Here is a 24,889-nt window from a genome sequence, read left to right as displayed (position 1 = left end):
CGCCGCTCACACCTCGTTGCGGCTCTCCACCCTGTCCTCGCGCGGCGGTTCCGCCACAGGCAGGGGGGCCGCCAGCCGCCGGGCCCGCAGCTTCTCGCGCTCCTTCCAGCGGCGGAAGGCGTGCTCATTCCACCAGCCGCGCAGCCGCCCATGGACGTCGGTGACGCGCTGGTAGAGCGGCCGGCGCCGGCTGGTGACGCGGACGGGCTCCAACGCCAGCCCGACCGAGGTGATGGTGTCCTCGTCCATGTCCCGCACGATCAGCTCGACACCGCCCATGCGCACCCGGTCGCCCAGCTCGCAGGAGCCGCCGAACTCGTTTCGCAGCAGGTCGCTCAGCGTCAGCCGGGCGTTGGGCAGCGACAGCGGCAGGCCGTACATCTCGGCGATCTGCTCCACCGTCGCATCGGGGCTCAGCACCAGATCGCCGTAGAACTCGCGGTCGGACTGGTCGAGCGCCCGGCTGCCGCCATAGAGCTTGTCGATCAGCGGCAGGCGGTGCTGCGGCGTGAAAAGATAGACATGGTCGCCGGTCTGCAGCGGCTTGGCCTTGTGCAGCGGAACCACCGCGCCCGAGCGGATGACCAGCGACGGCTTGGCCCAGCGCGGCATGCGCTGCCCGCGCGCTGCCGGGCTCTTGCCATGGACGGTGTAGGCGACAAGCTCCTGGTCGGCGTTGCCGGGAAGCTCCAGTTCCACGCGCTCCACCGGGCCGCGGCGCGGCGGGACGATCAGTTCCAGCGCGCGGGCCATGGTGCCGATGGTCCAGCCCTGCACCAGCAGCGAGACGACCACGACGACGAAGGCGGTGTTGAAGATCAGCTGCCCGTTCTCCAGCCCGCCCAGCACCGGAACCAGCGCCAGCAGGAGCGAGACGGCGCCGCGCAATCCGACCCAGGCGATGAAGCTGGTCTCCCGCACCGAGAAGCGGAAGGGCAGCAGGCAAATCCACACCGCCAGCGGCCGGGCGACGACGATCAGCACCAGCGCCACCCCCAGGGCCGGCAGCAGCATGCCCGCGAACTCCCGCGGGGTGGCGAGCAGGCCCAGCATGACGAACATGACGATCTGGCTGAGCCAGGTCAGGCCGGAATGGAAGCGCCGCAGTTCCAGCGCTCCCCGCAGCTTGACGTTCCCGGCATAAAGCCCGGCGGCATAGACGGCCAGATAGCCGCTGCCGCCCAGCACGTTGGTGGCGGCGAAGATGAACAGGGCGAAGGTCAGCGTCACCACCGGGTTCAGCCCGGTCTCGAAATTCGCCTTGTTGATGAAGGCCACCAGCAGCCAGCCGCCGGCCAGCCCCATCACCCCGCCCAGGGCGAAGGCCAGCACCAGTTCGCCGACGATGGCGGCGGGCGACGCCAGACCATGGGTCGCCGCCTCCACCAGCAGGATGGTCAGCATGATGGCGACCGGGTCGTTGCTGCCCGATTCGATCTCCAGCGTCGAACGCACGCGGTCGCGCAGAGTGATGCCGCCGACGCGCAGCAGGAAGAAGACCGCCGCCGCGTCGGTGGAACTGCAGGCCGCGCCGACCAGCAGCGCCTCCCACCAGCCAAGATTCATCAGGTAATGGGCGGCGACGCCGACGACGCCGGTGGTCACGGCGACGCCGACCGTCGCCAGGGTCATCGCCGGCCAAGCTGCGGCGCGGTAGCTGGCGAGCTTGGTGTCGAATCCGCTTTCGAACAGGATCACCGCCAGCGCCATCGACCCGATCAGGAAGGCGGAACCGGCATCGTTGAAGGCGATCCGGCCGATGCCGTCCTCCCCCGCCAGCAGGCCGATGCCGAGGAAGATCAAAAGCAGGGGGGCGCCGATGCGCAAGGCGAGGTAGCTGGTCAGCACGCTGACGATCAGCAGCGTGGACCCGATGAGAATGATGTAGCTGACCGCCTCCATATGCCTCACACGCCGTTGGCATCAGGCCGCCACTTGGCGGAACCCTTTGATTTTGACGGCAACCCTGCACATCCGCAAGGCGTAGAAGCCGGAGGCGGTCATTCGGAAAGGCTGTACGCTTACGATACCAGCTTCCAGCTTCCGTCAGCCTGACGGCAGGCGGTGCCGCGCGCGACCTCGGTCCGGCCTTCGATCACCACGGTATGGTTGTAGTCGCGGCAGGTCTGGCCGCTGTCGCCCTGATAGGTGCGGACCGGCTGGATGGTGCCGCTGTTGCCCGACTGCGGGTTGTTCCAGGTGATGGTCTGGTTGTTGGCGACCGCGCGCTCCTCCGCATCCGACGCCCGGTTCTGGTCGGCCGGCGTGAACTGGCGGGCCAGTTGCTGGCCGGCATAGGCGCCGAGCAGCGTACCAATGGCCGTGGTCGCCAGCTTGCCGGCTCCGCCGCCGAAGCGCGAGCCGAGCAGGCCGCCGGCAACGGCGCCACCCAGCGTTCCGACGGTCTCTGTGGTGTTCATCCCGCCGATGCCGCCGCTGTTGCCGGTCTGGCAGGCGGCCAGGGACAGCGCCGCGGTGGCGGCGATGGCGGTTGCGCGCAGGCGGTTGGTGATGCGCCGCATGGTTGTTCCCCCGTGTCAACGTTGCATGGTCAAAGTCCGGTCAACGCTTGTGGGGTTAAGAGGTTCCCCTCGAAAGAGTCAGAACCAAAAGATCAGGAGGCGATGGAAGCAAAATGCGGTTCCGCGTGTTTAGACATCGAACAGTCAACACGAGGAGGGTTGCATGATGTCCCGTTTGCGTCTGATCGGTGCGGTGTTCGCGCTTCTTTCCCTCACCGCCTGCTCGACTGGCGGCGTGGTCGGCGGTGCGGCCGGCGCGGCCGGCGGTTACGCGGTGGACGGCACCCGCGGCGCCGTGATCGGCGGCCTGGGCGGTGCGGCGCTTGGCACGGCCATCGATCATTAAAGCACCGCTCCCCATACGGAGCTATCCGCGCATCGGCTCGCGGGAGGATTCCCGCGGGCCGGTCGCGAAGACGGCGAGCGCGTCGTGCAGTTCCGGCAGGACGCGCTCCACCGCCGCCTCGCCCTCGCGGATGCAGTCGTCCGCACGGTCGAACTCGGTCAGGCCGATATGGCCCAGCCGGGGCACGATATGGACGTCCGGCGGGTCGCCGGCCAGCCGCGAGCGGGTGATGCGGTCGGTGACGATGCCCAGCGACGACACCATCACGCCGAACAGGCTCGGCCCTTCATAGTCCCGGCGGAAGATGCGGCGGGTCAGCGCCCCGATTCCGCTCGGCGGGCGGTGTTCCGGCGTCTCGCCCTCCACCAACCGCAGCAGGTCGAACCCGGCGGCCGTCGGCACGTTGGCACCGGGCTTGCGCGCCTTGCCCAGGATATCGCCGGCCAGATTGACGGCGATCACCATCTGCGCGCCCAGCGCCCGACAGGCCGACACCGGTACCGGATTGACCAGCGCGCCGTCGATCATCCAGCGCCCGTCGATCTGCACCGGCGGAAACACCCCCGGCAGCGAGAAGGACGCCCGCATGGCGTCGACCAGTTCGCCACGCTGCAGCCACACCTCGTGCCCCGTCACCAGATCGGTGGTGATGGCGGCATAGGGACAGGGCAACTCCTCGATCCGCTGGTCGCCCAGATGCAGGCGAAGCTCGGCCAGCAGCCGGTCGCCGCTGATCAGCCCACCGCCCTGGCGCAGCCGCAGGTCCAGATAGCCGACGATCTTGAGCCGGGTCAGCTCGCGCGCCCACTCTTCCAGCGCGTCGAGCTTTCCCGCCAGATGGAGCCCGCCGACCAGCGCACCCACCGAGGCGCCGCAGACGATGTCGGCCTCGATGCCATAGCGTTTCAACGCCCGCAGCACCCCGATATGCGCCCAGCCGCGCGCCACCCCGCCGCCAAGCGCAAGGCCGATGCGCGGACGCCGCGCGCCGCCGTCACGCCCGCCCTCACGCCCGCCCTCACGCCCATTGGCGCCGTTTCCATTCGAACCGTTTCCGTTCGCCATGGACCTCCCCCTTTTCCGGCGGCACGGACATCCGCCATGCCGATGATCAGCAACTTGGCACGAAAGCGGTAAAGGAAGCCTGTAACCGGAACCGGGCCGGTACGCCGACCGGTGGACAAAGCCGAAGCCCATGGGCTAAGCCATCCGCAACGGACAAGAGATCGGATGCGATCGTGACGAACAAGAGCGGCAAGCCCCTGCGCCTGGATGCGGCGACCGAACGGCTGGTGGCGCGGATGTGGCGCGAGTGGGTGCGGCCCTACCGCGGCAAGCTGATGCTGTCCTTCCTGCTGATGGCGGTGGTGGCGGCGACCACCGGCGCCTATCCGCTGCTGATCGACCAGTCCTATGCCATGTTCTCCGCCCAGGACCGCGGCATGCTGCTGGTGATTCCCTTGGCGATCGTCGCGGTGACGGTGATCAAGGGGACGTCGCTCTATTCCCAGACGGTGGTGACCAGCGACATCGTCCAGCGCATCATCGCCGACGTCCGCCTGTCGATGTTCACGCATCTGCAGACCGCCGACATGGCCCAGTTGCACGCCACGCCGACCGGGTCGCTGACCTCGCGCTTCATCAACGACGTCGACCTGATCCGGAACGCGCTGACCCGCACGCTGACCGGTCTGGTGCGCGACATCCTGACGGTGATCGCACTGGTCGGGTCGATGTTCTATCTCGACTGGTTCCTGTCGCTGATCGTCTTCATCATCTATCCGATCGCCGCGGTGCCGATCGTGCGCATCGGCAAGCGCCTGCGCCGCGTGTCGCGCGACACCCAGGCACAGATGGGCGACATGACCTCGCTGCTGACCGAAAGCCTGTCGGGCGCGCGCATGGTCAAGACCTACAATCTGGAAGACTATGAGCGCGCCCGCGCCGGCCGCGCCTTTCACGAGAATTACCAGTTGACCATGAAGGCGGTGCGCGCCCGCTCGCGCATCGACCCGATGATGGAGGTGCTGGGCGGCGTCGCGGTGGCGGGGGTGATCGCCTTTGCCGGCTACCGCATGACGATGGGCGAGGGTTCGGTCGGCGCCTTTTCCGGCTTCGTCGGCGCGCTGCTGATGGCGGCCCAGCCGGTGCGCGCCATCGGCACGCTGAACGCCGCCCTGCAGGAGGGACTGGCCGCCGCCCAGCGCATCTTCGAGCTGCTGGACCAGCAGCCGACCATCCTGGAGCGGCCGGACGCCAAGCCGCTCGCCGTGACCGAGGGTGCGGTCGCCCTGCGCGGCGCCCGTTTCTCCTATGAGGCGGGGGCCGACACGCTGAAGGGCATCGACCTCGACGTGCCGGCCGGCAGCACGGTGGCGCTGGTCGGGCGCAGCGGCGCCGGCAAATCGACCGTCTTCAACCTGATCCCGCGCCTGTACGACGTGACGGGAGGCGAGGTTCTGGTCGACGGCCAGGACGTGCGCGGCGCCACCCTGCGCAGCCTGCGCGGCGCGGTGTCGATCGTCAGCCAGGACACGGTGCTGTTCAACGACACGGTGCGGGCGAATATCGGCTTCGGCCGGCTGGATGCCGGGATGGAGGAGATCATTGCCGCCGCCAAGGCCGCCGCCGCCCATGATTTCGTATCGCGGTTGCCGGAGGGCTACGACACGGTGATCGGCGACCGCGGGGTGAAGCTGTCCGGCGGCGAACGCCAGCGTCTGGCGCTGGCCCGCGCCTTCCTGAAGGACGCACCGATCCTGCTGCTGGACGAGGCGACCAGCGCGCTGGACAGCGAATCGGAACGCCTGGTGCAGGCGGCGCTGGAGCGGCTGACGGAGGGGCGCACGACGATCGTGATCGCCCACCGGCTGGCGACCGTGCGCAATGCGGACCGCATCGTGGTGATGGAAGGCGGCCGCATCATCGAACAGGGCACTCACGAGGCCCTTCTGGCCGCCGACGGCGCCTATGCCCGGCTGTGCCGGCTGCAGTTCGGCGAGGATGAGGTTCGGGCGGGGGCTTGAGGGGTCTTGTCTGAGGCCCCCTCCCCATCCCTCCCCCGCTCTCGGCCGGCCGAAGGCCGGTCCGATCGCGGGAGAGGGGGTAGAACGCTTGGTAAGGTTCGGCAAAGGAGAAGCGGCAGTCCCCTCTCCCTCGAAGAGGGGGAGGGTTAGGGAGGGGGCATCCGCTCCGACAACTCCCTCACTCCGCCGGAAACACCATCACCCGTTCGGCCGCCATCGCAGCCGACAACTCCTCTCCCGCACGGACATCCACATGCCCCGGCAGGCGGGCGTGGATCTCCGACGCAACGCCCGGCAAATCCAGGCACACCCGCGTCGCCGGTCCGAGGAAGCTGGAGTGGCGGACGCGGACCGGCACCGCGTCAGGGCGGGCGCCCAGCGGCACCAGTTCCAGATCCTCGACGCGGCAGGCGACCTCCACCTTGGTTCCGCCGGGCAGGTGCGGCGCCTGGATGCGGCCGAGCGGCGTGACGATCTGGCCGTCGCGCACCGTCGATTCGAAGCGGTTGACCTCGCCGAACAGGCGGGCGACGAAGCTGTTGGCCGGGCGCTGGTAGAGATTCACCGGCGTGTCGGCCTGGACGATGCGCCCGGCCTCCATCACCACGACGCGGTTGCCCATCTCCATCGCCTCTTCCGGGTCGTGGGTGACGACGATGGTGGCGATGCCGCTGGCGCGGATGATCCGCACCACCTCCTCCCGGACCGAACGGCGAAGCTGCTCGTCCAACGCGGAGAAGGGTTCGTCCAGCAGAAGGACCTTGGGGTCGCGCGCCATGGCGCGGGCCAGCGCCACCCGCTGCTGCTGCCCGCCCGAAAGGGTGTGCGGATAGGCGTCGGCGTAGCGGGTCAACGCCATGGTCTCGAGCAGTTCGGCCACCCGGCGCTTGCGCTCGGCGCGCGGGCGGTCGGTCTGGCCGAAGGCGATGTTGCCCGCGACGGTCAGGTGCGGGAACAGCGCAAAATCCTGGAACATCATGCCGACCGGCCGCCTTTCAGGCGGCAGGGAACGGTCGGCGGTGGCGAGCGGCGCCCCGTCCACCGTGATCGTGCCGGCCTGGACCGTCTCCAACCCGCTGATCAGGCGCAGCAGGGTCGATTTGCCGCAGCCCGACGGGCCGACGATGCAGACCACCTCCCGCGGGGCGACCGACAGCGACACGTCGTCGACGGCGGTCAGCGGCCCGTAGCGGTGGGTGATGCCCGTCAGGACGACGGACGACGGAGAGGGGGCGGACGATGTCGCGGTGAACGGGGCGTCGGTCATCTTACTTCCAGCCGGCACGGTCCATGATGCGCAGCGCCTGCGGGGTGTAGGCTGCGAAGGCGGCGGCGTTGACGTCGGCGGCCTTGAAGGTGCCGAGCTTCACCAACTCCGGATGCGGCTGGACCGCCGGGTTCACCGGATACTCCATGTTGCCGTCGGCGAACAGCCGCTGCGCCTCGGGGCTCAGCAGATATTCCAGCAGCTTGCGGGCGTTATCCTGGTTCTTGGAGGTCTTCACCACGCCGGCGCCGCTGAGGTTCACATGGGTGCCGCGGTTGTCCTGGTTGGGGAAGATCACGCCGATCTTGGAGGCGACCTCGCGGTCCTCCTGCTTGGCCGAGGTGATCAGCTTGCCGACGTAATAGGTGTTGGCGATGGCGACGTCGCCCTCGCCCACCGCGACCGCACGGATCTGGTCGGTGTCGCCGCCCTGCGGCGGGCGGGCGAGGTTGGCGACCAGCCCCTTCACCCACTCCTCGGTCTTCTCCTCGCCCTGGGCTTCGATGATCGAGGCGGTCAGGGCCAGGCTGTAGGGATGGGTGCCGCTGCGGGTCAGGACGCGGCCCTTCCACTCCGGCTTGGCGAGATCTTCGTAGTTCTTGATCTGGTCCGGCTTCACCCGGTCGCGGGCGTAGACGACGATGCGGGCGCGGCTGGACAGTCCCCACCAGGCGCCGCTCGGATCGCGCAGGTTGGACGGAACCTTGATGGCGTCGAGCGTCGGCGAGGCGACCGGGGCCAACAGCCCTTCCTTCGCCGCGGCGGCCAGACGGCCGGCATCCACGGTGATGAACAGGTCGGCCGGGCTGCTGGCCCCCTCCGACTTCATCCGCTGGATCAGTTCGTCGTGGTTGCCTTCGATGATGTTGACCTTGATGCCGGTCGACTTCGTGAAGGTCTCATAGATGACGCGGTCGGTATTATAATGTCGCGAGTTGTAGACGTTTACTTCCTGAGCCTGCACGGAGAAGGCAGTCAAGGCACCAACGGCGAAAGCGATCCCGGCGAACTTATCGATGAACATTCTTCACTCCCGGACTGCGAATGACTCTCAAGGTCGTGAGAATGGATATCAGTTGCAGCTTATGCTGTCGAGACGGGATTTACCCAACGGAGGAGGCAGCCTGCATCGCCTGTGCCCGCAGCATGTCGGCGAGCGCGTCCGGCGCCATCGGCCGGCCGAAGTAATAGCCCTGCATCATGTCGCAGCCGACCGACACCAGGAAATCGCGCTGCTCCGCCGTCTCCACCCCCTCGGCAACGGTGGTCAGGCCCAGGCCGTGCGCCATGCCGACGGCGGCGCGGACCAGCGCGTTGTTCTTCGGGTTGTCCGGAACGTCGATGATGAAGGCGCGGTCGATCTTCAGCTTCGCCACCGGCAACTGCTGCACATAGCTGAGCGAGGAATAGCCGGAGCCGAAATCGTCGATTGCCGCCTGGATGCCGAGATCGGCAAGCTCCCCCAGCGTGCGCACCGCCACCTTCAGATCGCGCACCGCCGCCTGCTCGGTGATCTCCAGCCCCAGATGGCTGCGCAGGGACGGATGCCGGCCCAGCAACTCCTCCAGCCGCAGCGTCAGATTGCCGCGCAGGAACTGCTGGCCGGAGATGTTGAGGAACACGCGATCGGGCAGCACGCCCTCCTCCTCCCACCGCGACATCTGGGCGATGGCGGTGGACAGCACCCAGTCGGTGATGGGGACGATCAGCCCGCTTTCCTCCGCCACCGGGATGAACTCCCCCGGCGAGACCGGCCCCAGCGCATGGTGGGTCCAGCGCAGCAGCGCCTCCGCCGACCGAACGCGGCCGTGGCAGTCCACGATGGGCTGATAGACCAGATGCAGCTCGTTGCGTTCGATGGCGTGGGTCAGATGCATAGTCAGCATCATCCGCCGCGTCGCCGCCGCCGCCATTTCCGGCGTGTAGAAGCACACGGCGTTGCCGCCATTGTGCTGCACAGCCTGCAGGGCCAGCTTCGCCTTGGCGTTCAGATCCTCCAGCGTGCTGACCGAGTCGTCCTGTACCGCCGCCCCGACCGACAGGCGCAGCCGCACCCAATGACGGTCGGCATAGATGGAGGCGGTCAGCCGGTCGTGCAGAACCCCGGCCAGCGTGCGCGCATGCTCGCCGTCGGTCACCCGTGACAGCGCTGCGAACTCATCGGCGGCGATGCGGCAGACGATGGTGTTGGGCGGCAGAACCTCCATCACCCGGCTGACCATGGCCTTCAGCGCCGCATCGCCGACATGGAAGCCGAAGGCCTCGTTCACGTCGCTGAACTGATCGACGTCGAGGGAGAAGAGCGCGAACAGCCCCTCACCCGCCGCTTCGCCGTCCGCAGTGCCGTGGCTGGCGAACAGCGCCTCGCAATCCTCCAGAAAGGCGGTTCGGGTGAGGACGCCGGTCAGCGGGTCGTGCCGCGCCAGATATGTGGCGCGCTGTTCGGCGGCCAGACGTTCGGAGATGTCGCGGATGATGCCGACGAAGGTCGCCTCCTCCCCCAGCCGGGCTTGGCCGACGCTGAGATGGATGGGGAAGACGGTTCCGTCCTTGCGCTGGCCCAGCGTGTCGCGGCCGATGCCGATGATCTTGGCCCGGTCGGTCTTCATATAGGTGTCGATGTAGCGGTTGTGGTCGCGCGAGAAGGGCGGCGGCATCAGGATGGTCATGTTCCGCCCGAGCAGTTCGCCCTCCTCGTACCCGAACAGCTGGCAGCAGGCCCGATTGATGGAACGGATGATGCCGCTGCGGTCGGACACGATGATACCGTCCACCGCGGCGTCCAGCAGGGTCGCGATGAAGGTGTCGCGGCAGGTCACGAATTCCGCGATGCGGTCGGGGTCGCCGGTCTGATAAAAGGTGCCGAGATACCCCACCGTCTCGCCCGCGGCGTCGCGGTGGGCCAGCACGCTGCCGCTGAGAATCGAGCGGCGGCCGTCACAGCCGGCCGTCAGGCAATCGAGCGGCGCCGAAAACCGCGACGGCGATTGGCCGACCGTCCCGATGGCCGACCTCAGCGCTGCGATCGCCGGATGATCGAAGTCGGCAAGCGGGTGGCCGACGAGATCCTCGGGCTTGGCGTCCAGCACGGCTGCGAACCGCGGGTCGGCATGGCGAAGCACGCGGTCGCGGTCGACATAAACCAGCACCGCCCCGCCAGGGTCGAGGGGACTGGCGGCCAGCAGGCTCGATGCCAGCGAAGCCAGGAAGGCCGGATCGCGCGGCAGGGCGGCGGCACCGCCTTCCCGGGCGGAAGCATCGCCGCCGGGACCGCTGATTTCGGAGCCGTTCATCTGATCCGCCGGTTGTAGGTTCACGAAGCGATCCGTTTTCTCTGCAGGTCTCTGTCTGCCGGCCTGCCGAAACAGGAGTGGGCAACCCATATTATCATTCGCACATCCGACGGAGGTATTATGACCCCGATCGGCGACTTTTCCAACGTTCGGCCAAGCTGCGGCATACCGATGATTCGCATGGCCGCCGGACCGTGATGCATTTGCACTCTAACGGTTGAAGTCGGATGCGCGATTGACATGGTTCAATGCGCAGTACGGTTCCCGGGAATAATCGACCGCCGCGCGACGCACCACCACAGCTTTTGCGCGTGTGGTCTGCGACAATTCGGTGGCATCGCCCACTTGCACCTGGACCTGCGGCAGTGTTCCCCGCAGGATATTCGCGGATGGGAGCGTGTCGGCCGGAACGGCTGCAAGGCGCCCCTCTCCAGTGGCTTTCGACCCGCGTGCATTCGATGCCCACATGCATTCGATGCCGACGTGCATTCGATGGAGGAATAAACCGGACCTTCAAGGCGTTCGTCCGATATTGGCATCGGCAATGGCAGCCGCCGTTACGCATCGGGAAAGCCGGCGGTCCGCCGCTCAAGAACAAGGACAGGGAGCACCGTGACATGACCAACGCATTCAGCCAGATCCGCCATGCCGACGGCCGTGCATACTACCAGGGTACCCCGCTGTCCCTGGCCGAAGCGCAGATCATGCTCAACGACGACATCCTGCGCGGCAAGGTGCGCGTCGGGGCGTATCTGCACGTGGATGGGGTTCGTCTGGTCCTGGTGAACGGCCCTGCCCTGCGGCGGTCGGTCAACCGGCCCGTCCCGCCTGCCCTCAGCCCGCGCGGGGACCAGCGAGGATAATCGCCGCCCCGGCCAGACAGAGCAGAGCGCCGGCCGCATCCCCACGGTCCGGCCGCGCTCCCTCGACCAGCCAGAGCCACAGCAGCGACGCGGCGATGTAGACGCCGCCGTAGGCCGCATAGGCCCGGCCGGCGAAATCGGCGTCCGCCCGCGTCAGCAGCCAGGCGAATAGGCAAAGGCTGGCCACGCCCGGCAGCGTCCACCACAGGCTGCGATCCAGCCGCGCCCAGGCCCAGAATGCGAAACAGCCGGCTATTTCCGCCAGCGCCGCAGCTCCGTATAAGGCCAGCGTCGGCCACACCGCCCGCTCCATCCATCCCCCGCATCGCCGTCGTCAACCGATCGATCAATCAGTCGCGGCGATGCTGCGGCGCGCCCGGACCTGCGTCAATGGCCTGATGCCGATCCCGAAACGCCGATTCGTTGCGTCGCGGCGAAATGCGCCACAGCTCGTTTCAATTTGCACCGCTAATATTACAGGCTGTTCATGGACTTGTCCGTGGGCGCGGCATAGATTTTTGGGGAGTGGAGGCATAGCGAAATGTTCATAGACGCATCCAATCCCATGCAGGACGCTTTGGAGACCATCCGGGCCACCGACGTGATCTCGGACGCGAAGAAGCATGCGTTGCGCCAGGGATTGGAGGCGCTGCGCCGCCAGCACTGCCCGCAGCATCTCCAGGCGACCGGCTGCTGTGACGACTGCGTAACCCGTCGCCGTTGTTTGGCGGCGGTTCTCGACCTGCTCGGTTCCTGAACATCGCAACGGAGGCATGCCGATGGGCCTCCCACCCGAAAAGCGCCCCTTCGACGCCTGCGTGCTCGAAGACGAAGCCGCGCTCTGCTCGATCGAAATCCTCGCCGAAGCGGTGGAGATGGCCTTCGTGCCGGGCATCCTCGAACTGCGCACCCTGCGCGACGCACTGCAGGAGGCGCGACGGACCCGGTCCCCGGCCGCTGTGCAACTGGCCTACAGCGCCTTCAGCCGTGTGGACGGAGAGTTCCGCAACCGCATCAGCCATCACGCACTGACGCTGGCCACGCTGCGGCGCCGCAGCGCCGGTCCGATGCCTGTCGCAGCCCCGGCGTCGGAACGGTCGGCCGGCCGCGGTATCGACGGGCCGCGCCGGGCCTGACTGCCCGCTCTGCCCAGGTTTGACTTTCGTGTACTAATTTTAATGGAGCCATTCTCCTTCCGGTCTGTTGTCTCGGTATAACCAACACACAGGAGGTTGCCACCATGGACAAGGATCGCATCGAGGGCGCCGCCCGCTCCGCCAAGGGCTCGATCAAGGAAGCCGCCGGCAAGCTGACCGGCGACAAGAAGACCGAGACCGAGGGCCAGGCCGACAAGGCTGCCGGCAAGGTTCAGAACACGATCGGCGGCGCCAAGGATGCCGCCCGCGACGCTCTGAAGTAAGCGTCGGGCCTGAACGACCGAGAGCCCCGGCACCGCATCCGATGCGGTGCCGGGGCTCTGCCGTGCAAAAACGCCATCCGCAAATCCACTTCGCGGAAATCGACCGCGCGGAAAAGGGCTGTTGCCGCCCCACCCTGCCCTATCTATGATGCGCCGCCCCGGCCGGATGGCCGAACGACGCGCTTAGATTCGGGTCCCATGCTCCAGTTCATCCGCAATTTCGCCGGCTCCTGGGTCGTCAAGATCCTGTTCGTGCTGTTGATCCTCAGCTTCGGCGTTTGGGGCATCGGCGACGTGTTCCGTGCTTCCACGCCCACCACCGTCGCCGAAGTCGGCAAGGTGGAGATCGGGCAGCAGACGCTGGACCAGGAGTTCCGCCGGCAGATGGAACGGCTGCGCCCGATGCTGGGCGGCACCCTGACCACCGAGCAGGCCAAGCGCTTCGGCCTTCTGGACCAGTCGCTACAGTCGCTGATCCAGCGTACGCTGTTCGACCTCGCCGCGACCGACATGGGCATTTCCGTCGGTCCGGAGGTGGTCCGGCTGCGCATCGCCGACGAGCCGGCTTTCCGCAACCAGCAGGGCCAGTTCGATCCCAACATCTTCCGTTCGGCGCTGCGCAACGCCCAGCTGACCGAGGACGGCTATGTCGCGATGATCCAGCGCGAGACGGCGCGCCAGCTGGTCGCCGGCGCGGTCGCCGCCGGCCTGACGCCGCCGCAGCCGCTGGTGCAGGACCTCTACCGCTTCCGCGGCGAAAAGCGCGTGGCGGAGGTCGTGACCCTGCCGAACGCCGCCATCGGCGATGTCGGGGTGCCGGACGACGCCGCGATCAAGCAGGCCTACGACGACCATCAGGTCCGCTTCACCGCCCCGGAATACCGGTCGCTGACCGTCGCCCGCCTGTCGCCCGACGTGCTGGCCAAGGACATCAAGATCGACGACGCCCAACTGCGCAAGGCGTATGAGGAGCGGGCAAGCGAGTTCGGCGCGCCGGAGAAGCGCACCGTCCAGATGCTGGTCGTCGATGACGAGGCGAAAGCGAAGCAGATCGCCGAAGCCGCCAAGGCCAAGGGGCTGGCCGAAGCCGCCAAGGACGCCGGCCAGGAGCCGGTGACCCTCGACAACATCGCCAGCGCCGACCTGCCGGAAATCGGCGACGCCGCCTTCGCGCTGGAGCCGGGCAAGACCTCCGACGCGGTGAAGAGCTCGCTCGGCTGGCACGTCATGGCCGTCACCGGCGTGACCCCGGCGACCACCCGCAGCTTCGAGGATGTGCGCGACCAGCTGGCGAACGACCTGAAGAAGGAGCAGGCGCTCGATTCCGTCTTCTCCATCGCCAACCGCGTCGAGGACCAGCTTGCCAGCGGCGCATCGCTGGACGAGGTGGCGCAGGCTCAGGGGCTGGCCCTGACCAAGGTCGCCGCCATCGACAGCACAGGCAAGGCGCCGGACGGCAGGGACGCCGCCCCGGACCTGCCCAGCCTGAAGGCACTGCTGCCCAACGCCTTCCAACTGAAGACCGGTGCTACCTCCAACCTCACCGAGGGTGAGGGCAGCGTCTTCACCGCCGTCCGCGTCGACAGCGTGATCCCCGCCGCGGTCCGACCGCTGGCCGACGTGCGCGATCAGGTCATCGCCGACTGGCAGCAGGAGCAGCGCGCAGAGCGCGCCGCCAAGAAGGCGGAGGAGATCGCCGCCCGCCTGAAGCAGGGTGCGGAGGCAGCGGCCCAGGACGTCGCCACCCAGGCAGGCGCCAGCTTCGCCATGACGGCGCCCTTCACCCGCGATGCCCAGTCGGTCCAGGGCCTGCCGGGCGACATGGTTGCCAAGCTGTTCGCCGCCAAGCCGAACGAGGTGATCAGCGGCAACACCGCCGATGTCCAGGTCGTCGCCCGCCTCCGGGAAGTCATTCCCGCCGATCCCAAGGCTGCCGACGCCGATCTGGCGCCGGTCCGCGCCTCGGTCGAGCAGGGTCTGGAAAACGATCTGGTGGCCGAGTTCACCAACGCGCTACGCGACAAGTACCCGGTGCGGATCTACCGCCAGCGTATCGACCAGTTCTTCGCCAGCAACTGAGGCTCCGGCTTAGCCGACAGCCAAGCAAGAGGTCTCGTGCCGTGAAGGTCCAGCCCGATATCGCCAGCTTCGACGCCGCTTACGCCGCCGGTCGGCCGCAGGTGGTATGGACCACGCTGGTCAGCGACCTGGAGACTCCGGTCTCCGCCTATATGAAGCTGGCGGACGGGCGTCCCTTCGGCTTCCTGCTGGAATCGGCGGAACGCGGCGCCGGATCGCGGCGCGACCGCTATTCGGTGATCGGCTTCAAGCCGGACGTGGTGTGGCGGTCGCGGGGCAACAGGGCGGAGATCAACCGCGACGCCCTGCACGACCGCGACGCCTTCCAACCGCTCGAGGCCGCACCGCTCGAAGCGCTGCGCACTCTGATCAACGAAAGCCGGATTCCACTGCCGGAGGAACTGCCGCCGATGGCCGCCGGGCTGTTCGGCTACATGACCTACGACATGGTCCGGCTGATGGAACGCCTGCCGGACAACAATCCGGACGAGTTGAACATCCCGGATGCGATCCTGACCCGGCCCAGCATCGTCGCCATCTTCGACAGCCACACCGATTCGATCACGCTGGTGACGCCGGTCTGGCCGAAGGCGGGGAAGGATGCCGCCACGGCCTATGCCGACGCGCGGGAACGGCTGACCGATGCGCTGGCCGACCTGGAACGTCCCCTGCCCTACCGGCGTGAACCGCGCACCGAGAACGGCCTGCCGCTGGCCTGGACCTCCAACACGACGCGCGAGGAGTATCACGCGATCGTGGAGAAGGCGAAGGAGTACATCCGCGCCGGCGACATCTTCCAGGTCGTGCCGTCGCAACGCATCCGCTTCCCCTTCAAGCCGTCACCGCTGTCGCTGTACCGCACGCTGCGCCGCTTGAACCCGTCACCCTTCCTGTTCCATTGCGATTTCGGCGATCTGACCGTCGTCGGCTCCAGCCCGGAAATCCTGGTGCGCGTGCGCGACGGCAAGGTCACCGTCCGCCCGATCGCCGGTACCCGCAAGCGCGGCGCCACCACGGCGGAGGACGAGGCGCTGGCCGCCGACCTGCTCAGCGATCCGAAGGAGTTGGCCGAGCATCTGATGCTGCTCGACCTCGGCCGCAACGATGTCGGCCGGGTGGCGAAGGTCGGCACCGTCAAAGTGACGGCCAAGATGATCGTGGAGCTCTACAGCCACGTCATGCACATCGTCTCCAACGTAGAGGGCGAACTGGATCCGAAGTTCGACGCGCTCGACGCGCTGGTCGCCGGCTTCCCGGCCGGCACGGTGTCCGGCGCGCCCAAGGTCCGCGCCATGGAGATCATCGACGAGTTGGAGAAGGCCCGCCGCGGCGTCTATGCCGGCTGCGTCGGCTATTTCGGCGCGTCGGGTGCCATGGACACCTGCATCGCGCTGCGAACCGCCGTGCTGAAAGACGGTATGATGTATGTCCAGGCCGGCGGCGGTGTGGTCGCGGACAGCGATCCCGAGGCCGAGTACCAGGAGACCGTCAACAAGTCGATGGCACTGATCCGCGCCGCGGAAGAGACGTTGCGCACGACCGCGCGCGGATAGGCGACCCTCCACTGCCAAACAAAAAGGCCGCTGACGAAGCGGCCTTTTTCATGCGCGGGTTGCGGCGAGCGCCAAACCTCCATCCCGAAACGAGATTATCCACAGGAATCCACGCGCCGAAACCACATGCCGGCACACACATCCGCAACCATGAGGCTATAGTGGGCGGGTGCGGACGGGGTGGCGGATGGGCCGCCACCGCCGCACACCAAGGGAGAGAAGAGGATGGAGAAAATCCTCACACTCCTGATCCTGCTGTTGCAGATCATCAAGGCGTGCCTTGATCTTCTGAACCGCTGATCGGATGGGCGTATCGGGGTCTGGACACCTCGGTACGCCTGTCCCTAAAGATAAGCCATTTCCCGCGTCCCGCAAGATGCTTCTGCACGCGGCACGATCATGCGCTCAGTCGTCGCCGCCGGCCGGCATCGGGCCGTGCGGCAGATCGGCCTTGTCGCCGCGGTGGAACAGGTTGCCGACGAAGCGGCCGAAATCCTCCATGTAGAGGTAGAGCGACGGCGTGATGTAAAGCGTCAGCACCTGCGACACGCACAGGCCGCCGACGACGGCGAGGCCCAGCGGCTGGCGCAATTCGGCGGCCGCACCATGGGCGATGGCAATGGGCAGCGTACCCATGATGGCGGCCATGGTGGTCATCATGATCGGGCGGAAGCGCAGTATGCAGGCCTGCTCGATGGCGTCATGCGCCGACATGCCGTTGCGCCGCGCCTCCACCGCAAAGTCGATCATCATGATCGCGTTCTTCTTCACGATGCCGATCAGCATCAGGATGCCGATGATGGCGATCATGCTGAGTTCGATGTCGAACAGCATGAGCGTGCCCAGTGCACCGATCACCGCCGACGGCAAGCCGGACAGGATGGTCAGCGGGTGGACGAAGCTCTCGTACAGCACGCCCAGCACGATGTAGATCACCAGCACCGCCGCGGACAGCAACAGCGCCTGACCGGCCTGGGCATCCTGGAACACCTGGGCTGTGCCGGCAAAGCCGGTGGTGATGGTGGGCGGCAGGCCCATGTCGCGCTCCGACGCGCGGATCATGTCCACCGCCTGTCCCAGCGAGGCGCCGGGCGCCAGGTTGAAGGAGAGGGTCACCGCCGGCAGCTGGCCCTGGTGCGCCACCGCCAGAGGACCGGCCGTACGCTCCACCCTGGCGAAGGCGTCGAGCGGTACCAGCTTGCCCGACGTGGCCGACCGGACATAGATGCGCGACAGCGAACTGTCGTCGCCCTGGTATTTCGGCTCCAGCTCGATCAGCACCTGATAGTCGTTGCTGGGGGTGTAGATGGTCGAAACCTGCCGCTGGCCGAAGGCGCTGTAGAGGGTCGAGCGGACCTGATCGACGCCGATGCCCAGCGTCGCCGCCTTCTCACGGTCGATGTGGACATAGGCCTGCGGATTGTTCAGCTGAAGGTCGCTGGCGACATCCTGCAGGATTGGAATGCCGTGCAGGGTCTGCTCCAGCCGGCCCGACCACTGGTACAGCTCCTCCAGGTCAAGGCCCTGGATTGTGTACTGATACAGGCTCTTGGACGTCCGGCCGCCGATGCGCAGGTTCTGCACCGGCTGCATGTAGACGGCCATGCCGGGGATGCCGTTGACCTGACGGCGCAGCTGTTGGATCACGTCGGTAGCGGAAGGCCGCTCCTCGCGCGGCTTCAGCGTGAGGAACATGCGGCCCTGGTTGCCGGTGCTGCCGCCGACACCGACGGAGGAGATGACGTCCACCACCGCCGGGTTGGCCTTCATGATGGCGGCGACCTGCTGCTGGCGCTCCGCCATCGACGGGAAGGCGATGTCGGCCCGCGCTTCCGTCGTCACCTGGATCTGGCCGATATCCTCGGTCGGGAAGAAGCCCTTGGGGATCGCCTGATAGAGAACCGCCGTGCCGACCACGGTGGCGATCATCACCAGCCCCATCAGCGGCCGATGGCGCAGCGTCCAGCGCAGCGTGCGGGCATAGCCATTGAGAAGGGCCGAAAAGCCGCCCTCCAGCATACGGCCGAACCAGCCCTCCTTCTCGCCATGCGCATTGTGGACGAGAAAGCGGGAGCACATCATCGGCGTCAGCGTCAGCGACACGAAGGCCGACGCGGCGATCGCCATGGTCACGACCAGCGCGAATTCATGGAACAGCCGGCCGACCACGCCGCCCATCAGCAGGATGGGGATGAACACCGCGACCAGCGACAGGGTGATCGACAGGATGGTGAAGCCGATCTCGCGCGATCCCTTGATGGCGGCCTCGAACGGTTTCATCCCCTCTTCGACGTAGCGGACGATGTTCTCCATCATCACGATGGCGTCGTCCACGACGAGGCCGACGGCCAACGTCAGCGCCATCAGCGAGATGTTGTCGACGGAGAAGCCCATCAGGTGCATGCCGCCCGCCGTCGCGATCAGCGAAATCGGCACGGCCAGCGCCGGGATCAGCGTGGCGGACAACCGGCGCAGGAACAGGAAGATCACCAGCACGACCAGCACGATGGTCAGGGCCAGGGTGAATTGCACGTCCTCCACCGCCTGGCGGATCGATTCCGAGCGGTCGTTGACGATCTTGATGGCGGCGGAGGCCGGAAGCTGGGCCTGGAACACCGGCACCAGCTCGCGCACCCGGTCCACCACGTCGACCGTGTTGGCGTCGGGCTGGCGCTGGACCGCCAGCATGATGCTGCGCGTGCCGTTCAGCCAGCTGGCGGTGCGGTCGTTCTCCACGCTGTCCAGCACCTGCGCCACATCGCCCAGCCGCACCGGCGCGTTGTTGCGGTAGGCGACGATCAACTCGCGGAAGGCGGCGGCGTCGGGAAGCTGCGGGTTGGCCGCGATCACCAACTGCTGCTGCTGGCCGGTCAGGGTGCCGACGGGGGTGTTGGCGTTGGCAGCGGCCAGCGCCTTCTGCAGCTCGTCGATGCCGATGCCGCGCAGCGACAGCGCGTTGGGGTTCACCTGCACCCGCACGGCGTATTTCTGCGAGCCGTAGATCTGCACCTGCGCCACGCCCGGCAAGGTCGCGACCTTCGGCTGGATCAGCGTTTCAGCGATGTCGTTCAGCTTCGCCAGCGGCAGGGTCGGCGAGTTCAGCGACAGGAACAGGATCGGCTGGTCGGCCGGGTTCACCTTGCGGTAGCTGGGCGGCGTTGTCATCTCCGCCGGCAGACGGCGCTGGGTGCGGGCGATCGCCGCCTGCACGTCGGCCGCCGCCGCGTCGATGTCGCGCTCCAGCACGAACTGGATGGTGATGTTGGTGTTGCCGAGCGTGCTGTTGGAGGTCAGCGTGTCGATGCCGGCGATGGTGGAGAATTCCCGCTCCAGCGGGCTGGCGACGGAGGCCGCCATCGTCTCCGGGGAGGCGCCGGGCAGCGTGGCGGTGACGCTGACCACCGGGAAATCCACCCGCGGCAGCGCCGCGGTGGGCAACTGGCGATAGGCCGCCAGACCGCCCAGAACCAGGGCCGCCGTCAGGAGAATGGTCATCACCGGACGGCGGATGCAGAGTTCGGAGAGGTTCATGTCGCACCCCCGCCTGTCTTGCCCTGGGTCAGGACACTGCGGCCGGCAGCATCCTGAGCGGCGGAACCCTGCTGTCGGTCGCCCTCGGCGGTCTCGCCGGAAGTTGGGCCGGCGGGCTTTCCGCCGGGACGCTCGGTCACCTTGGCGCCGGGGGAGAGGCGCGACTGGCCATCGACCACCACCCGGTCACCGGCCTGTAGACCGGACGCGATGATGCTGAGCCCGCCATGGGTCCGCTCGACCGTGACCGGACGGACCTCCACCGTCTCGTCGGCCTTCACGACATAGACGTAGCGGCCCTTCTGGCCGGTCTGGACCGCAAGATCGGGGATGGTCAGGGCGTCCGGCTCCACCCGCAGGGTCAGCACGGTGTCGACGAACTGGCCCGGCCAAAGCCGGGTGTCGGCGTTCGGGAATTCGCCCTTCACCAGGATGGTGCCGGTCTGCTGGTCGACCTGGCTATCAACGAAGGACAGCTTGCCTTCCGCCGTCTCGCCGCGGCTGCCGGCAATGGAGGCGGTGACCGGCAGCCTTCCGGTCGCCATCGCGCTGCGGATCGCCGGCAGATGCTTTTCCGGGACATTGAAGGAGACGTTGATCGGCCGCAGCTGGGTCAGGGTGACCAGCGGGTTGGTGTCGGCGGCGCGGACCATGGTGCCGACCTTCGCGTTCACCGTACCGGTGCGTCCATCCATCGGCGCCGTGATGCGGGTGAAGCTGAGCGACACCTTCGCCGCCTCGATCGCCGCGAGATCGGCCTTCACCGTGCCCTCCAACGCATCGGCGGTGGCGACGGCGGCATCATAGGTGGTGCGGGAGATGGCGCTGGTGCGCACCAGCTCCGCATAGCGCTTCACGTCCCCCTTGGCCTTTTCCAGATTGGCGCGGTCGCGTTCCAGATTGGCCTGGGCCTGACGCAGCTGGGCCTCCAGCGCCCGGCTGTCGAGGGTGAACAGCGTGTCTCCCGTCTTCACCTCCTGCCCCTCGGAGAAGTTCACCGTCTCGACCACGCTGTCGACGCGGGCCTTGATGGCGATGGCGGCGATGGGCTGGACGCTGCCGATGGTGACGATCTGCTCCGGCACGGCCTGGACCGTCACCTTCCGGGTCACCACCGGAACCGCACGAGTTCCCGCCGGCGCCGCGTCGGCCCTGGCGGTCTGTGCCTGTCCCCCGGCATGGCGGGTCTCATACCAGTAGTACCCGCCGCCGCCGAGCAGTGCCGCGACCAGCAGGGCCAGGAAAAGCCGTCTCATCCGTTGGGACTCCAAACGCCGGTGGCCGGCTTGCGCTTATATGAAAGGAGGCAGATTGGTCAGGCCGGACATCAGGAAGTCGATGACGGAGCGCTCCAGCGCCTCGCGTGGGCGTTCATCCATCTGCATGATTCCGCCGCGCACCATGCCGATCACCAGAAGCGGGACGATTTCCAGATCGATCTTGCGGAACTCGCCCGACGCCATGCCGTCGGCCATGACCTGCTGCAGGGCGGTCGCGGTGCGCTCGCTTCGGCGGCCGATGATCCGGCGCGTGCGGTCGGCAAGGTCCGACTGGTCGCCGCCCAGCCGCTTCAGCGTCTGCAATTGTTCGCTCAACGTGCCGACCAGGGCGGAAACCATCGCCGACAGCCGGACGGAGGCCGGAACCTGCTGCGGGGCGATTTCGGCGTTCAGCTTCTGCTCCAGCCCGCCGAGCGCCCGTTCCAGCGACTCCAGATAAAGCTCCTCCTTGGAGGGGAAGTAGCGGTACAGCGTCGCCTTGCCGACGCCGGCCCGCTTCGCCACCTCCTCGACCTGGACGGAGGCATAATCGCGACCGGCGAACAGCTCCGCCGCAGCGTTGAGGATCACCTCGCGCCGCCGAGCCCGCCAGTCAGGTATCTCTTCCGCATCGAGAGGCATGAATGGAACCCACGGGTTTCGAAAAGTGACGATAGTGGAGTTCCTTAGAGTGTCAAGGAACCGCTCTCCAGTAAAAATGAAATCGGCGTCATCGTTGGAAGCCTATCCCGGCCAGGGGATTGACCTCTCCGCACGACGACCACCATGCATTGTGCCGCCGGCAAGGCGGGAGCAGTCAAGCGCGAAGGGCGCGGGCCCCGGGGTCCCGAGGCGGCGCTGCCTGGGAAGCCGGAACCCGCGCCCTTATAGAGGACTTGCCATTATCGGATACGCACCCTTGCGGGCGTGGCAGGTCAGCTCCGCGTGGTGGAGGATCGGCTGGTGCCGGTGGAACCGGTGACGCCGGTGGTGGAGCCGGTCATCGATCCGGTCCCGGCGGAAGCGCCGGCAGGACCGCCGCTGGCCCCGGCCCCGGTGCCGGTGGAGGACGGCGACGCGGAACCGGTGCCGCTGCCGGTGGAGGCGCCGATACCGGCATTGGTGCCGACCGTGGTGTCGGCCCCCTGCAGTCCGCCCGTCGTCCCGCTCATGGCGGAAGAGGTCGTGCCGGAACTGATGCCGGTGGAGGCACCGGAAGTCGAACCGCTTCCGGTGCCGCTCCCCGCATTCGCCATGGCGGACGCGCCGGCCCCGGTGGAGCTGCCCCAGCCGGAGCTTCCCTGATTGCCGGTCTGGCTGCGGACGCGCAGGTTGTTCTGCACATGGGTCACTCCGGACACCGCCTCGGCGACATCCTCGGCACGGCGCTTGGTGTGGCGGTCGGGGACCATGCCGGTCAGCGTCACCTCGCCGCCGCTGACCGCCACCTCGATGTCGGACGCGTCGACATAGGCGTCATCGGTCAGGCGATCGCTGACGTCCTCGCGCACCCGCTCGTCGGAGCGGCTGTAGCCGCGCGGACCACGGCCTCGATGCTGGGAAGCGCGGCGCTCATCCTCGTGCCGCCGGCGTTCGGCATCGTCGTCGCCGAACCAGGAGGCGATCTCGTCGCCGGCCTGCTCCCAGAAGCCGCGCTGCTGCGTGCGGCCACGGTCTTCGCCCCAGCGCTCGGTCCGGCCACCGCCATAGCCGCCCCGAGCCTCCTGCGCGCGGTACATCCCGCCGCGGTCCTCGCCCCAGGAGCGGTCGCGCCCCTCGTCGCGCTGATAGCCGCCGCCATGGCTGCCGCCGTAACTGGTGGATGAACTGCCGCCGAAGTCGCGCCGGCTCGAACCGCCGCGTTCCCACTCGCCGCGGTCGCCGCCGGATTCATAACCGCCGCCATAGCCGCTCCCGTAACCACCCTGCGACCCGTAATCGCGGTTGCGGTTGTCACGGCTGGCATAGGTGCGGTCGCCGGTCTCGCGCTCGCCATACTCCCGGCCGCCATAGCCGAGGGACCCGCGACCGCGGACGACCTGCTCGCCTTCGCCATAGGGGCGCACGCCGTAATCGCGGTCGCGATACTCGCTGCTGCCGACATCGCGGTTGGTGTAGCTGCCTTCGGTCCCGGCATTGCCGGCACCGGCATAACCGCCGTAGCCGCTCGACCCGGACCGCCCGCCATAGCCGGCGGCATAGCCGCCGCGGCTCATGTCGCGCCCGCCGCCGAAACTGCGGTCATAGACCCGCTCCATCTCGCGGGCATTGTCGCGGCGGTTGTCGCCACGGTCCATATTGGGATCGAGGCCGTAGCCGCCGGATTCGTTGCCGACCTGCCCTCTGTATCCAGGATCGCGGTAGAGATGTCCGCGCTCGTCCTGGTGAAGATGCGCCTGCGGGCGATACATGTTTTCACGGTCGTTGGACCGGTAATCGTCGGGATCGTAGACTCCGGCGTGCTTGGCCTCGCCCCAATCCCGGTGCCGGTTCGGCTCGCGATCGTCGTCGCGCCAGTCTCGGCCCTCACCGCGCCACCGATTCTCGTTCTGCGCCATCGTGGTCGGCTCCCTCTTGCTGGATTCTTGGAACCGCGGTCGGCACGGCGCGATTGCCATCGGCCACCGGCGCCCATGCGCCCGCGTTTCCCGAACAACAGGAGGGACCAAATGGCGTTCCGGATTTTTCCCGGCCGCCGACGGTCCAGTGGGTGAATTCTGGCACGGAGCTTGCGTAGCAGGAAGCGGTTGGTTCCACGCATCACTTGCGGCTTCGGCGCTTCATGCACCGAAGCCGCTTTCTTTTGCGCCCTAATATTGGGCAGAGTCTTCAAACTGCTTAATTTGCAAGCGGCTGATCGAGCAGACGGGCAACCGCAGCCCCCAACTCTTCGTTGAGGAAGGGTTTGTAGATGATCTCATCCGCATTGAACATGCGCGTCATCTTCAGCAGATAGCCCGCGGGCATGTTCGGAGCGCCGCCGGACATGGCGAGGATCTTCACGTCGGGCTGGGCAGTGCGCGCCGCCTTGATCAGTTCGATCCCGTCCACCTCCGGCATCAGCACGTCGGTGACGATCAGGTCGAAGCTGCGGCGGTCCAGCGCGCGAATGGCGGCACGGCCATTCTCCGCCTCGGTCACGTCGAAACCGCGACCCTCCAGATAGCCGGCCACGGACAGCCGTACGGCCGGCGAGTCTTCAACAACCAGGATGTTTGGCCGAATGGCACTTCCCATCACACTCCCGGCCCCTTTTCGGGAACCGCCTTATCGCAAGGCCGGCCGAAGCCGGCGGAATAAACCCCCGACGCCTTGCCCCCGCTGTCATCCGCCCAGCGCCGCGACGGCGGCAGCCGCATCGGCATGGATTTCGAACAGCGACGAGAAGCCGCTGACGTCGAACACCTCGCGGATGTGCGGCGCCATGGCCGACAGGGCGATGGCTCCGCGCTTCGCCCGGGCCGCCTTGGCGGCGACCAGCAGACAGCGAAGCCCGGCAGAACTGATGTAGGAAAGCCGCTCCATGTCGACAACGAGCCGCGTGCCCTCGGCCCCGATGACCGACAGCAGCGCCGCCTCGAACTGGGCGGCATTGCCGCTGTCGATGCGGCCGTCCGCGCGCAGCACGGTGACGCCGTTGACCGACTGTTCGGTAATATTCATCCCCTGCCCTCGCCTTGCCTTAGCTGGATCTTTCCTACCCCGTGCTTATAGCACGCCATCGCCGGTC

The 24,889-nt window shown here is 67.4% G+C and carries 21 protein-coding genes; 8 read left to right on the top strand and 13 right to left on the bottom strand.

From position 1 onward, the window contains the following. Nucleotides 1-6 precede the first annotated feature (6 nt). Nucleotides 7-1,902: a potassium/proton antiporter gene (locus VD964_RS28655; protein WP_324871832.1), complete on the bottom strand. Its 1,896-nt coding sequence runs from the start codon at nt 1,900-1,902 to the stop codon at nt 7-9. A gap of 119 nt (nt 1,903-2,021) precedes the next feature. Then, nucleotides 2,022-2,522, bottom strand: coding sequence for an RT0821/Lpp0805 family surface protein (locus VD964_RS28650; RefSeq protein ID WP_324871831.1), 501 nt, complete (start codon nt 2,520-2,522; stop codon nt 2,022-2,024). A 163-nt stretch (nt 2,523-2,685) separates the two neighbouring features. Here VD964_RS28650 and VD964_RS28645 point away from each other — a divergent pair, with 163 nt between their 5' ends. After that, nucleotides 2,686-2,868, top strand: a complete 183-nt coding sequence (locus tag VD964_RS28645) for a hypothetical protein (protein WP_063634311.1) — start codon at nt 2,686-2,688, stop codon at nt 2,866-2,868. Between the two features lie 21 nt (nt 2,869-2,889). Here VD964_RS28645 and VD964_RS28640 read toward each other — a convergent pair whose 3' ends face one another. Continuing rightward, the gene (locus VD964_RS28640; protein WP_324871830.1) at nt 2,890-3,933 is read right to left on the bottom strand and encodes a patatin-like phospholipase family protein; all 1,044 of its coding nucleotides are present in this window, start codon (nt 3,931-3,933) and stop codon (nt 2,890-2,892) included. A 173-nt stretch (nt 3,934-4,106) separates the two neighbouring features. Here VD964_RS28640 and VD964_RS28635 point away from each other — a divergent pair, with 173 nt between their 5' ends. Beyond that, nucleotides 4,107-5,894 (top strand): ABC transporter ATP-binding protein, encoded by a 1,788-nt coding sequence (locus tag VD964_RS28635; protein WP_324871829.1) that lies wholly within the window; start codon nt 4,107-4,109, stop codon nt 5,892-5,894. Nucleotides 5,895-6,072: 178 nt separating this feature from the next. Here the strand turns inward: VD964_RS28635 and VD964_RS28630 are convergent, their stop codons facing one another. From VD964_RS28630 to VD964_RS28620, 3 genes are all read right to left on the bottom strand, one after another. Beyond that, nucleotides 6,073-7,161: an ABC transporter ATP-binding protein gene (locus VD964_RS28630; protein ID WP_324871827.1), complete on the bottom strand. Its 1,089-nt coding sequence runs from the start codon at nt 7,159-7,161 to the stop codon at nt 6,073-6,075. A 1-nt stretch (nt 7,162) separates the two neighbouring features. Then, nucleotides 7,163-8,185 carry a Fe(3+) ABC transporter substrate-binding protein gene (locus VD964_RS28625; protein WP_324871826.1) on the bottom strand — a complete coding sequence of 341 codons (1,023 nt, stop codon included), beginning with the start codon at nt 8,183-8,185 and terminating at the stop codon, nt 7,163-7,165. 79 nt (nt 8,186-8,264) lie between these two features. After that, nucleotides 8,265-10,454: a putative bifunctional diguanylate cyclase/phosphodiesterase gene (locus VD964_RS28620; RefSeq protein ID WP_324871824.1), complete on the bottom strand. Its 2,190-nt coding sequence runs from the start codon at nt 10,452-10,454 to the stop codon at nt 8,265-8,267. A gap of 617 nt (nt 10,455-11,071) precedes the next feature. Between VD964_RS28620 and VD964_RS28615 the strand changes: the two genes are divergently transcribed. Next, a complete protein-coding gene (locus tag VD964_RS28615) occupies nt 11,072-11,317 on the top strand; it encodes a hypothetical protein (RefSeq protein ID WP_324871823.1) in 246 nt (81 codons plus the stop codon). On the opposite strand, the gene VD964_RS28610 is transcribed toward VD964_RS28615, so the two are convergent. Then, nucleotides 11,289-11,630 carry a YnfA family protein gene (locus tag VD964_RS28610; RefSeq protein WP_324871822.1) on the bottom strand — a complete coding sequence of 114 codons (342 nt, stop codon included), beginning with the start codon at nt 11,628-11,630 and terminating at the stop codon, nt 11,289-11,291. The two genes, VD964_RS28615 and VD964_RS28610, sit on opposite strands and share 29 nt — an antisense overlap. A gap of 228 nt (nt 11,631-11,858) precedes the next feature. Between VD964_RS28610 and VD964_RS28605 the strand changes: the two genes are divergently transcribed. The 5 genes from VD964_RS28605 (at nt 11,859) to trpE (ending at nt 16,369) form a co-directional block, all read left to right on the top strand. Continuing rightward, a complete protein-coding gene (locus VD964_RS28605; RefSeq protein WP_324871821.1) occupies nt 11,859-12,074 on the top strand; it encodes a hypothetical protein in 216 nt (71 codons plus the stop codon). A gap of 22 nt (nt 12,075-12,096) precedes the next feature. Then, a complete protein-coding gene (locus VD964_RS28600; RefSeq protein WP_324871820.1) occupies nt 12,097-12,453 on the top strand; it encodes a hypothetical protein in 357 nt (118 codons plus the stop codon). A gap of 104 nt (nt 12,454-12,557) precedes the next feature. Beyond that, nucleotides 12,558-12,737 carry a CsbD family protein gene (locus VD964_RS28595; RefSeq protein ID WP_149223359.1) on the top strand — a complete coding sequence of 60 codons (180 nt, stop codon included), beginning with the start codon at nt 12,558-12,560 and terminating at the stop codon, nt 12,735-12,737. A 198-nt stretch (nt 12,738-12,935) separates the two neighbouring features. Continuing rightward, the gene (locus VD964_RS28590; RefSeq protein ID WP_324871819.1) at nt 12,936-14,816 is read left to right on the top strand and encodes a peptidylprolyl isomerase; all 1,881 of its coding nucleotides are present in this window, start codon (nt 12,936-12,938) and stop codon (nt 14,814-14,816) included. Nucleotides 14,817-14,857: 41 nt separating this feature from the next. Beyond that, nucleotides 14,858-16,369 (top strand): anthranilate synthase component I, encoded by a 1,512-nt coding sequence (trpE, locus tag VD964_RS28585; protein WP_324871818.1) that lies wholly within the window; start codon nt 14,858-14,860, stop codon nt 16,367-16,369. 405 nt (nt 16,370-16,774) lie between these two features. Here trpE and VD964_RS28580 read toward each other — a convergent pair whose 3' ends face one another. From VD964_RS28580 to VD964_RS28555, 6 genes are all read right to left on the bottom strand, one after another. After that, on the bottom strand, nt 16,775-19,900 hold the full coding sequence (locus VD964_RS28580; RefSeq protein WP_324871817.1) for an efflux RND transporter permease subunit: 3,126 nt from the start codon (nt 19,898-19,900) through the stop codon (nt 16,775-16,777). Beyond that, nucleotides 19,897-21,156 (bottom strand): efflux RND transporter periplasmic adaptor subunit, encoded by a 1,260-nt coding sequence (locus VD964_RS28575; protein WP_324871816.1) that lies wholly within the window; start codon nt 21,154-21,156, stop codon nt 19,897-19,899. Before VD964_RS28575 ends, VD964_RS28580 begins: the two co-directional genes overlap by 4 nt. A 36-nt stretch (nt 21,157-21,192) precedes the next feature. Beyond that, nucleotides 21,193-21,801 carry a TetR/AcrR family transcriptional regulator gene (locus VD964_RS28570; RefSeq protein ID WP_310114146.1) on the bottom strand — a complete coding sequence of 203 codons (609 nt, stop codon included), beginning with the start codon at nt 21,799-21,801 and terminating at the stop codon, nt 21,193-21,195. A 293-nt stretch (nt 21,802-22,094) separates the two neighbouring features. Then, nucleotides 22,095-23,717: a BON domain-containing protein gene (locus VD964_RS28565; RefSeq protein WP_324871815.1), complete on the bottom strand. Its 1,623-nt coding sequence runs from the start codon at nt 23,715-23,717 to the stop codon at nt 22,095-22,097. A gap of 280 nt (nt 23,718-23,997) precedes the next feature. Next, nucleotides 23,998-24,396: a response regulator gene (locus VD964_RS28560; protein WP_310114148.1), complete on the bottom strand. Its 399-nt coding sequence runs from the start codon at nt 24,394-24,396 to the stop codon at nt 23,998-24,000. An 87-nt stretch (nt 24,397-24,483) separates the two neighbouring features. Further along, a complete protein-coding gene (locus VD964_RS28555; RefSeq protein WP_324871814.1) occupies nt 24,484-24,822 on the bottom strand; it encodes an STAS domain-containing protein in 339 nt (112 codons plus the stop codon). Nucleotides 24,823-24,889: the final 67 nt, after the last annotated feature.

Source organism: Azospirillum sp., assembly GCF_035628975.1.
In the GTDB taxonomy this organism is placed as follows: Bacteria; Pseudomonadota; Alphaproteobacteria; order Azospirillales; family Azospirillaceae; genus Azospirillum.
This window is presented reverse-complemented; position numbering and strand designations above follow the sequence as displayed.